Raw genomic sequence first — 11,374 nt, forward strand, 5'->3', positions numbered from 1 at the left:
AAGCGCTATGTGATCTTTGTTTATTATAATATTCTTCCCATACTTTAAGTTTATCTGGGAGATCACTAGCATTAGGATTAATACTTGTATAAAACTCATCTAAATCTGTACGTTGTGATCTCTCTACCTTCCCATTTAAGTGTGGAGAGAAAGCTTTTATAGGTCGAAATTTAATCTTTTTTTCTTTTAGGTAATCCTGGACTAAATAAGCAAAAAACTCTTGCCCACGATCTGTTTGAATACGTTGTATTGGAAATGGCATGTGCTTTATTACACACTCTAAAAAGTTAACAGTATTTAAGGACGTACGCCTTTTATATATTCCTAATATTTTATATCTTGTACAATCATCAATCGCTGTATACTGGTAAACCCCTTGAGCTATTTTACAAACATCCATCTGCACCCGTTCTCCGGGTATTTTACAATTATATCGCTTAACTTGTTTACGATAATGACGTTTTAGTTGTAGGTAACCTACTTCATGCTTCTTTAAGACTTTGTGTATAGTAGCTACAGATAATGATATTTCATGCAATCGTTTTAACTCACTTTGTATCCTTCTTACTCCTAACTTCCTTTCTTTCCTTAAAGTAAGAATAATTTCTTCGTTTATCTCATCCCTCTTTTGTAATGGCGAATTTTTAGGCCTAGTACTTATATTTTTCAACCCTTCCATCCCTCTTTCTTTATAGCGTTTACTCCATTTTCTTAGCGTAAACCTTGAAATCCCAAAGTGCTGGCATACTTCCTTCGCATCCCCTAGTTCTTCATATAGTTTGATCCATTTAAGACGGTTTTTTACTTTGGTATCCATTTTCCAATTTGAATAGTTATTACCACATACAGATATCCTAACAACCTAAAGTAACACTGTAAAAAGGTTTATTTCTTACCTTTATATACTCATCTATTTACTAAAAGTCACAACTTCTGCTGACATCTGAGTGGTAATGTTCTATATGAATCACACAGTTAAATATCATTAACTTACATACTCTTCAAGTTAATACTCATATCCTCTCTCTCAGCTATTAATCTTTGTCTATAACTTAGTTGCTCTGGTGAATTTAAAATAGTTTTTATTTCTTCCTTAGATGGTACTTTACTTTTGCAATATGCGGCTAATGATTCTTGTATGGATGAAACTGACAATGGGTGAATTTCCGGCACATATAGAAGAATGCGTGTGGTAACTTCTGAAGGTAAATAAGAAAAATAATCTGAATCTACTGGTATATTACCATTATGATAGCTAAGTTGTTGTGAGTTGCGGAGAGATTGAGAGAATTGCTGAATTGTTGCTAAGGCTTTTATAATATTATCTTTATATTGCCTGTTATCCTTGGCTACAATTTCCTGTTTAACTTCTTTTAATATTGGTATTAAATCAAATATTAAAATAAATATTGTATTAACTATTATTATTTGACGTGAAGTAAATAAACCTTTATTTTGGAAGTCTTTATCTTTCTCTTCTTTATCCATTAAATAATTGCCATGCACCAAATAATTTCTTAGATTGCGTATGTAATCATAGTCTTGATCCAAATATTTTTTACCTTTAGCTTCAGCAAACTTTTTTATATTATCTATATATTGTAATGATTGGTTAATATTATACTCTATTGAATCGCTAAATTCAGGATGATTAGCAAGCATATTCGACAATTTTAAAGCTGCCAGTTTACCTTGAGTGGTACAGTTTTTTATATTTAGAAAAGTTAAGTTTTCTTTTAAAAACTCATCCTGCTCAATAAATTCTTTAATATTTTCTAATGCTTCTATAGCTGCTTCAATTTTTTGTATGCGATTTAATTTAGAACCTGAATCTTCTTTAAAACTTTGTGCTAATGTCCTTAGATTTACTAAACCAGATAAATTTTTTTCTTCTTCAATTCTTTTCTTTACTTTAGCTTCTTGCTGCTCTTTCATGATTTGTTCTTTGCTCTTCTTAGTAGAAGGACCATTAGTAGCTTTATCGATAATATCTTGACATTGTTTGAATAACTCTGGTTTTTGTCTTCTTAATGATGATAATACCTTAAATAATTCACCCTTTTCTTTTGTGCTTGGTATTTCTAGTCTTCCGTTTAAAATATTAATCCATTTCATTTGAAGTTTAATATCTGCCTTCAATTCTTTTAAAGTATCTATAATAATTTTGGCATTATCTTTTGAAGCTCTTGCTTGTATTTGTTTTTCTTTTCTTGCTGGCTCTTGAGCTCTCTGCTCATACAAGTACACTTCTTGCCAAAATTTATCTATCTCATCTTCCCTAAATCTTGGAAGGTTCTTATCTCTCAGTGTAATAATTTGATTTAACCTATTAAAAAATTCCTGCATTTCATCCCGAAGTACACTTAAGAATAAATTATTGTTTGCAAGCAATTTTTCTATTTTAGTTTTATTACTCCCTTGATCCTGGTGAGCTATTGTATCACGTACAACTATGAAAGCTTGCCAATCAATAGTAGCATCAAGCTTAGTTAAAGATGACGAAAAGTTTTTCCCTGTGATAAACTCCCCTATTTTTTCTAAGCGTCTTAACGCAGCATGACGTCCAAGTTTTGTATTTAAGTTGAACTGTCGCTCATAACATTTATCATCCTTCTCCATCATAAGTAAGCAAGCTCCAGTATTTCCAGGTGCTTTATTAATTAAAGGGGCTATTTTTTTCAAATCCAATAATGCATATGTATTATCACTATTGTTAAGTAAGTAAATTAAATTTTCCGTATCTACTACACGTCTCGTATAAGCTTTTATTGCTAACAATTTAATAGGCGCAATTTCTTTTTGTTTGACCACAGAATTTTCTTCACAATTCTTAATATAACCAAATAAAGTTATAAGCTTAGGGACATCGAAATGTAAAATTGTTGGTATAGCTGCATTAGTGATTAACTTAACATGCTGATATTCATGAAACAATCTTTTTTGCTCTTCTTCACATGATGCAGTAATGTGACTATAAATGTTCATATGTATATAGCTTGCTGAAACTTGTTTTAAAAAACCTCCAAGTTGTTCAAAGGTTTCCCATGTAAATGGTTGAGGTTGAAGTAAATATTTATACTTACTGCGTAAATTGCCTGATAAATTATATATTGTAAAACAAACATATGATATAAACTTTCTTGGATGTAATGTTTTATCACCTTTAGTCAATTCTAATTCTGCGATATTCAAACTTTTTTTGTATCGCTGTTTATTTAATATATAATAATCATTAATAAAATTAAGCGCTTTATTAATAAAATTCAAACGGTTAATATCATACTTGCTATTTTCCTCTTCATCTAAATTAGGTTTAAAAGGGAGTTGGTTAAGATTATGATATGTCTCGTATAATTCATTAAAAGTATTTAAGTACTCTTGATTAATAGTTCTTTTTTTATTTAAGAAAAGACTTCGAATTGCAGAGTTTAAGTATGGAGGATGTTCTTGATTTTTATCTTTTGTCATAATATTGTAATCCCTATTTAATTAAAAACTATTTCCCCATATCATTTTTAAAGTTTATATACCTCTAGAATCATCTCTACTTTGCTCTCTTTCTTGTGATATTCTACTTGCATGAGGTGAGTTTGGACTATGAGGTCTACTAGGTAAAGATTTTTTATCCTCTATTTCTGTTGGCGCTATCTGCTTACTACTCTCCAATAATCTATTTTCTTCCCTTACTGCTGCTGCTTTATCTTTATGAGAATTACCAGAAGTCTTCTCTTTCTTAAAGCATTGTTTAAGTATTGTTAAATCTTCTTTTGTGTTACATTTCACTAAAAAAACCTTTTTTTTAGTCCCTCCTTCAGCTTGGTACGCTTCTATCTCTGCATTGATTTTCATAAATTTAAACAATATTTTTAAGTTTTCGATAGTTGCTTGTTTAGGAATAAATTCAAGGGTTAAATTATCTTCTTTAAGGCTAGGTATAGTATTGGATAATTGTTGTTTAATGTTATTTATTGTCTTATGTTTCTTAAGATATTTTTCTATATATTCTTTTACATCACTTTTATGTATTGTTTCCTGTATACTAAACTTATGCGATATTTTCCCAAAAATATATTCACCTTGGCCTTGTTCAGTAAATACAGGAATTATGGTTTTTTTATCAGTGACTTCTTGGGGTAAAAGTTGTTGTGGATTAATGGTCGGTGCAGGATCAATTGAGTTTATTAAACTCTCAATAAAGAGTTTTAGCTCTTTTGAGATTATCTGCATCGGATATACCTTTTCGTATGATTCTAATAAATCTTTAGTTCTAAAATTTACTTGTTCTACCTCTTGTAAAAAAGCTTTTCTAATTAATCTAACGAGATTATGCCCTTGTTCTTCCATCCACCATTGAGGATAATTAAGTTTTAATCCTCCTATGGTTTCAATTTGCACAACATTATTTTCTTGTTGTTTATTACCTGAAACTTTAAAAAAAGCTTCACACATAATATTAATTGTGTTCTGTAGCTCCATTTCCCGATTATCAATACTTAAGTCAGGTAAATTATTTATAAAGTTAGAATTCATTTTTTTAATAACTTCAGCATATAATTCAGTGTGCTTGCCTTCATATTTCTTCTTTTTTAATAATAAAAGGATATTAATAGGACAACAAAGATAATTTTCTATACTATATGCTCTTGGTAGTACGTGAACACCTTTACTTGGTTCATTACCTTTATCTTTGTCAATAGCTCCCAGTATATATTCTAAAGAAAGGTTAAATACTTTATGCCTTACTTGATCCTTACCGCCCATGTATTCATTACTTCTTAAAGCTTTAACGATATCACTAAAAAGTTTTTGCATCTTTTCATCAGGAATGTTTAAATCATTAATTCTTTCGATTATATTTTCATGAGCCTCCAACTTTACCCCTGCAGATAAAAAAATAAGTTTTGTGAAACAGTTTGAAATAGAACTGCCTTCTTTCAACTCTTTATCAAATTTTTTAGATAGCATAGTATAAAAACTAACATCATCTTGAGATTCTACTAAAACTAAGTTTTTATCAGCAACTACATTCATTAACCCTTTAGATAAATATGAAATTGCCTGCCTTGCAGTTGAAACCTCTGAGATTTCTGTTTTCGATTCCAACTGCTTTAAGTTATAAAACTTCACTTTTTGTTTTTCTTCAATTAACTGTTTATTATACTGTTCGGCTAATGCTATAGTTGCGGGGTTATGTGTGGTCATAATAATGTAAGTATTTTCATGCTCTAAATCATTTTTAATAATATCAAAAAACTTTTTGCAATATTCAGGATGGAAATGAATATCAACCTCGTCAAATAATAATAATCTTGACGGTTTAATTTCCAATACTTGCTCGACTATTTTATTAGAAACAGCACATGAAACCAGCGTAAATAAAACTTTTTCGCCTGAGGATAAATTATAAAAAAATATATCTTTGCCCTCTTTTTCAAATAGAATTTGAAATTTTTGATTTTCATCGATATAACATTCTTTAATTATAAAACCAACAAAATGGCGTTCAAGTAAAGAATTAATAAATTCTTTAACTTTAATATTTCCTGTAATCTCTAAATTCTTGTTTTCCTTAATTATTAAATATTCAATATAAAGAAAAGTAATAATTGGGAATTCATAGGCGGTGTGGCTTCCCTGCGATAGTGGAAATGCCCCAGAGTTATTAATATAAATACATACTTCTTCAAAAGTTAAATTTTTACTTCTAGTAATATTTCTCAATGTTTCCCCTAAAGCCAAATCTATTTCTTGTAAGTGGTTGGCATCAATATTCAACTGAACATTATACTTATTATTCAGATAATTTAATAATCGGGTTTTACCAACACCATTTACACCGAATATTATAGCAAAATTGGGTATCTCCCATTCAAAATTTCTTAAAGGCAGGAATCCACTATGCTGCAAATTAATATAGTAAGGGCAGCTTTTATTTATGCTAGTATTATGGACTATATTAAGCATATTTTCTTTGAGCTTAGTTGATATTAATAATATTTTTTTTAATAAGCTTAAATGGTTGAAAATAAAATAATTATCAGCTAAGCATATTTCATTTAAAATCTTGTATATACTTTGTTTTAGCTCTTCATTTAGGTTATTTTTTTCTATCGGGCTACTTAGTAACTTATCAATAATACTATAAAATACTAATATATAAAATTCCAAGATAGCAGGTGTGCTTTTAGTGTTATTAAAGTTATCATATATGTCTTCTATTTCTTTAATAATATTTATATTGAGTTTATATTTTTCTTTAAATTCAAGGTTTTGATAATTTATAATTATAGCTGGATTAGGTAACTCTTTTGGGTCATTAGGTAACTCTTTTGGGTCATTAGGTAACTCTTTTGGATCATTATCTGAAGTTGGAGCATGTAGTTTGTTTTCCAATATTTTAAAACTCGATATAATTTTACCAAATTTCATTGTACACAATGATTTGTGCTCATTTTTTAAAGGAGCTACCATTATATCTAACATGTCATCAAGTGCATTTATTAAGGTACCAATATTCTCTTTTTTTACTCTTGAAAATAGAGCCAAATTATTAGATGTTTCATAGGCATTAAGTTTTAAATATAAATTTGTAAAATTTGTGGTATTTGATATATTATTATCCAATCTAAAGGTTAAATATAAATCATTATTCTTTAAATATTCTTGTATTCTTTTTGAAAGCTTATCATTAACAATAATATAACATACTAATATACATCTATAAAAATTTTTCTGATTTTCTGCTTCAACTGTATCCTGATGGTTTAAATATTTGGATATCTCCAATAAATAAAAGTTTAATCTTTCCAAGAAATAACCATCTAAATGCCAATCTATAAACAAATTAAATCGTTTCATTTTAAAATCTTTATTATTTTTAAAACTAGCAAACTCTTGAATAAAAATATTCATTAAACCAGACAAATCTTTCCATATATTCTTTAAATTTTGCTTCAATTGCCCTGGCATATAACTATTATTGCGTTTAGTATTAGGTAATTTTTTACTCTCTTGATCTTCTGTACTTTCACAAAAAAAGTCATTGGACTCTTCAGAAATGTCAGAATATGATGATGTTTGCTTAATATCACTTATTAGATCTTTACTACTCTTTACTACATATGATAGTTTGATAAGGTCATAAAATCTTTGAAACGAAGTTATGATATCTTTAATGCTATCTTCATTTTCTTGTTGGTAGATTACTAGCTTGGCACATAATCCAATTGATAAAAATATATCTTTTTGAATATCGCTTTTGTTCTTTTTAGTATTTTTTCTTTGCAATTCTAAAAGTAATTCTCTTCCTTTTGCAAGGATTGTTTCAAATTCTTCTAATTCAATTTTTTTTTCTAAGGAAGTGATATCAATTTTTAATAATCTTTTTTTAATGACTCGTATAGATAACTTTACCGAAGAACCTTCTTGCTGAATAAATTTTTCAAATTCCTTGTTAAAAAGATTTTTTATAAAAATTATATACTCTGGACCATTACCCTTATTTTCTAAATTATTCTTAGGCCATATATTAAATTCAATATCAAATTCTTTAGTAATTCTTTCTAAAAATGATATATCAGTTATTTGCTCCTGAATATTTAAGGCCTGAATAAAATCATTTTTTAAATCTTTTGTATTAAGCTCGGTGGTCAATATAGTAGGTTGATTTTGTATTAAAGCATATAATTGGAATGCTGTCTTTTCTTGAATATATCCAGGCTCTATTTTAAACCGTGACTTTTTATCTTCTTCTTTTGCATTTATTAGATTGGTTTGAATACCCAATAATTCCCCTAAACAATTTAAGGTTTCTTTATATCTCTCAGCACTACATTCTAAGCAATAAAAATAATTACTAGGATTATCCGCTTGTGTTCTTACTTCTACTTTAATGTCTTCTCTTTTGGCTTGTATAAATATTCTCTCTAGTTCTTTAACTTCTTTTTGGTGAGCACTTATAACAGACTGCCTATATAATTTATCTTGAAAACTAGATTTTAAACTCTCATAAATATTTTTAGCATAAATTATAGCATACTCTTGTCTTAAACTTTGTATGCTACTTTCATATCCTTCCGGGGCAGTAGCTGGATTGAAAAATTCATCTAAAGATATATCTATAAGCTCATCCAAAGTATTTTTCGTTGAGAAAAGAACCGCATTTTTTAATGCGAATAAACCACAAGTAATTATTTCATTTTTAAAATTCTCTTTACCCTTATAATACTTTAGATCCTCTTGTTCTTTCCCTTTATATGATTTAAATTTAACTTCCTCACCAAATGCTATTTTTATATCATTTTCAAAGTCATCTATCGTGGTAGACCCTAGGGAATCTTTATATATACAATGTATTATATGGTCTAATTTAATTATAACAAATGCTATCCAATGATTACCTTCTGTATTATATATCCCTATTTTTTTTTCGCCTTTATCTATAATTTCCTTATATTTTTTGAATATTTCGAATGCAGTGTAATCATGCTGCTTATCTATCTCATAATTACTACTCTTACCTATTTCATGTATAAAGCTTCCTGACATTAATTGCTTTCCAATGGCACTAATATCAGAGTTTTGATATTTATATTGATAATCATTGTATCGATTAAAAGCATTATATTTTTCGTATTGGTATGCATTTTTCATGTGTATAAAACCCTTTGTTTTGGAGTTACTTAATCAAATTTTATGATTTTATATTAATATTTAGTGTGCACTCATGATTGTCTAGTTCTATATATTTAAGATATTTTGAATAATTATTAGATTAATATTAACATTATAGCTATACTGCTTGTTTTGTTTTTATTACTTCTTAATATTGAGTAGAAAAGTTATTAAGTAAAATTTTTTAATATATCCTAAACTGTGTATTTAAGTTTAGTGCTATAAAATTAATTAGGAAAAGATTAGAAGTTAAGTGTTATTTGGTTTCTCGCTTATACTCTATTCTAGTGCTCTCAAAAAAATTACAATTTATAATAGACAGACATAACCTGTATGAGTATTAAACTACTACCGATGCAGAATAGTTATAATATAAAAGCCTTATATTATTTCTTTGAGTCTTTCTTGTTTACTGCTTATTTAAGCTACTCGCCTATTGCTAATTTAACTCTTTTACTAGCCGGTATCTTTATCTTTTCTCTTGATTTTGTATTCATACTTTCTCCATATTTAATATCCGAAACTTAAACCGTACCCAATCCTATTAGCTGCAAGCTGTCTCTCTTTACTAATAATTTTTTATGCTACTCCAAACAATGCATCTAAATGTTTTTTACTGTCAACTTTTGTGCTACTGATCTTTGCAGATCATACAGTTAATAATTCTTCTTTATTTATATTATCTTCCTAATCATTAGTTACTTTCTTGTTAACCCTCTATAGATAAATGGTTTAAATACTGAGATAATTAAGTTTTAGCTACAATTAGCTTTCCCTGCCCTTTTATTCATTTTCTTATCTTATTGCCATGAAAGCTACGATTATAGGCTATCACATAACTCAATCTTAATTGTTTTATGTAAAACATGAGCAGCTCTTTCTAAACTCTTTAATGTAAGACTAGGATTATTCGGATCTAATAATCTTTCCACTGATGCTCTACTGGTATTCATTCGCCTAGCCATCTCAGTTTTATTTATTTTAAGTTTTTCCATTTCTTGGCTTAACTGCCATGTGAGTACCCTTTTCAAAGCAGTAGCTTCAACATCAGCCAGTATTTTTTCCTCTTCTAAAAAGCTATCAAAACTAGTACCAATACCTTTGTTGTATTCTTTATTTGTCATTTTCTACCTCTTGTTTTCTTGTTCTAGCAAGTTTTAAATCTGAGTCAGGAGTCTTTTGAGTTTTTTTGATAAAAATATGCAATAAAATCATATTAGATTTATAAATAAAAAATATAATTCTAACTTCCCTTTTGGTTGATAAACTAGACCTTACTTCATATAATCCTTCACTCAGTGGCCTACATACAGGCATACCGATTGGCCAGCCAAACTCTACAGTTTTTATATCACTTCCTACAATAAATTTATCACCTTTAGACAGCTCCTTTAGAAACTCTTTAACAGGCTCTCTACCAGAACTATTTTGATAAAAACTTGCTTGTATCTTTTTCACTATCGTATTCATTTATTTATTGTACCAAAAATGATACATATTAGCAAGATATAAGTATACTATTCTTTAAATTCTAGTTAAAAAAATTATGTAGCATATAAGCTATTTTAGCAAGCTCTACCAACTAGTTGTTTTACTACTTATTTTACTTTAAAATCTTACCTTGTATTTTTAACATCTTGATAAGGAACTACTCTTTTTTCAATATAGCTACCAAGTTTATTATGCACTGTCCTTAGGTCATATTCCGCCTGTAAACCAAGCCATAAATCAGCTGAAGTATTAAAGTATCTAGCAAGTCTTAATGCTGTATCTGCTGATATACCGCGCTTACCTTTCACGATATCATTAATCCTTGTTAAAGGCACGTCTATATCCCTTGCCAGTTTATTTTGGCTTATGCCATAAGGTACTAAAAACTCTTCTAATAATATTTCTCCAGGTGTAATAGGAGCCAACCTTTTATCTGTGTGTGTCATATTTTTTACTCCTTATCTTTCTTAATGGTAATCTATAATTTCTACATCAAAAGCTTTATTATCATTCCATCTAAATATAATCCGCCACTGTTTATTAATCCTAATACTATAATACCCTTCTAGATCGCCCCTCAATGGCTCAGGTCGGTTACCGGGCGGAAGAGCCAGGTCGCTAAGTGTCTTAGCTCTATGTAGTAAAAGCAGCTTACGCCTTGCAGCTTTTTCAAAGTGTTCATATTCTTTTACAAAGTAATCTTCAAATAAGCTTTTAGTCTTCTTACATTTAAAACTTACTATCATTAAATACAGTATACCAAACCCATAACATTAAAACAAGTATATCTCTATTTTAAAAGTTTTCAACTGAATATTACCTACTTATTTTCTGGCTCAATCTCTTCAGTTAAAGACTCTTTAGACACTATCACGGCTTTTTCCTTCAAACCTTCAACTTCAGTTAAGTCTTTATCAACTATATTGCTTTGCTTATCATACCCCTTAATAATAGACTCTTGTAATGCAGGCCAATTTTTATAGTCATATTTTATCTTTGCAATAGGATACCCGCCGGTCATAATTAGATATCCTTCCAAGTCGGGTAAAGATAAAATTTCTGCAGGCAAAACAAGGTTTTTTTCTCTATAATTTTTGGCGATATTAACCCCGTCTCTTCTTTTATCCGCACCATAGGATAAACCTTCGTTAACAATCTCTACTTCTTGGTTCCCTATGGTATCTGCACACCACCTTGCCGTTTTAGCGTC

Annotated in this window: 8 protein-coding genes; all 8 read right to left on the reverse strand. The window is 29.0% G+C overall.

Going from position 1 to position 11,374, the window contains the following annotated elements; translation table 11 throughout:
• The coding region (locus NF27_RS00045; RefSeq protein WP_039454464.1) for an IS481 family transposase at window positions 1–817 on the reverse strand (817 nt) is incomplete at its 3' end.
• A gap of 173 nt (window positions 818–990) precedes the next feature.
• Window positions 991–3,468, reverse strand: coding sequence for an AAA family ATPase (locus NF27_RS00050; protein ID WP_039454465.1), 2,478 nt, complete (start codon window positions 3,466–3,468; stop codon window positions 991–993).
• Between the two features lie 54 nt (window positions 3,469–3,522).
• Window positions 3,523–8,652 (reverse strand): AAA family ATPase, encoded by a 5,130-nt coding sequence (locus NF27_RS00055; protein WP_039454467.1) that lies wholly within the window; start codon window positions 8,650–8,652, stop codon window positions 3,523–3,525.
• An 842-nt stretch (window positions 8,653–9,494) separates the two neighbouring features.
• Window positions 9,495–9,797: an XRE family transcriptional regulator gene (locus tag NF27_RS00060; protein ID WP_039454468.1), complete on the reverse strand. Its 303-nt coding sequence runs from the start codon at window positions 9,795–9,797 to the stop codon at window positions 9,495–9,497.
• Complete coding sequence (locus NF27_RS00065) at window positions 9,787–10,131, reverse strand: type II toxin-antitoxin system RelE/ParE family toxin (RefSeq protein WP_239647802.1); 345 nt, start codon at window positions 10,129–10,131, stop codon at window positions 9,787–9,789. The genes NF27_RS00060 and NF27_RS00065 overlap by 11 nt, the downstream gene beginning before the upstream one ends.
• 158 nt (window positions 10,132–10,289) lie before the next feature.
• Complete coding sequence (locus NF27_RS00070; protein ID WP_039454472.1) at window positions 10,290–10,610, reverse strand: HigA family addiction module antitoxin; 321 nt, start codon at window positions 10,608–10,610, stop codon at window positions 10,290–10,292.
• Between the two features lie 21 nt (window positions 10,611–10,631).
• On the reverse strand, window positions 10,632–10,910 hold the full coding sequence (locus tag NF27_RS00075) for a type II toxin-antitoxin system RelE/ParE family toxin (RefSeq protein ID WP_039454474.1): 279 nt from the start codon (window positions 10,908–10,910) through the stop codon (window positions 10,632–10,634).
• Between the two features lie 74 nt (window positions 10,911–10,984).
• Window positions 10,985–11,374: type IV secretion system DNA-binding domain-containing protein (locus NF27_RS00080; protein ID WP_039454476.1), on the reverse strand; the 390-nt coding region annotated here is incomplete at its 5' end.

The organism is Candidatus Jidaibacter acanthamoeba, from assembly GCF_000815465.1.
Lineage (GTDB): Bacteria > Pseudomonadota > Alphaproteobacteria > Rickettsiales > Midichloriaceae > Jidaibacter > Jidaibacter acanthamoebae.

What these genes read in the sequence shown, in the direction of transcription:
- NF27_RS00050 (WP_039454465.1), bottom strand. Translation starts at nt 3,468, where the DNA reads ATGACAAAAGATAAAAATCAAGAACATCCTCCATACTTAAACTCTGCA.
- NF27_RS00075 (WP_039454474.1), bottom strand. Translation starts at nt 10,910, where the DNA reads ATGATAGTAAGTTTTAAATGTAAGAAGACTAAAAGCTTATTTGAAGAT.
- NF27_RS00060 (WP_039454468.1), bottom strand. Translation starts at nt 9,797, where the DNA reads ATGACAAATAAAGAATACAACAAAGGTATTGGTACTAGTTTTGATAGC.
- NF27_RS00070 (WP_039454472.1), bottom strand. Translation starts at nt 10,610, where the DNA reads ATGACACACACAGATAAAAGGTTGGCTCCTATTACACCTGGAGAAATA.
- NF27_RS00055 (WP_039454467.1), bottom strand. Translation starts at nt 8,652, where the DNA reads ATGAAAAATGCATACCAATACGAAAAATATAATGCTTTTAATCGATAC.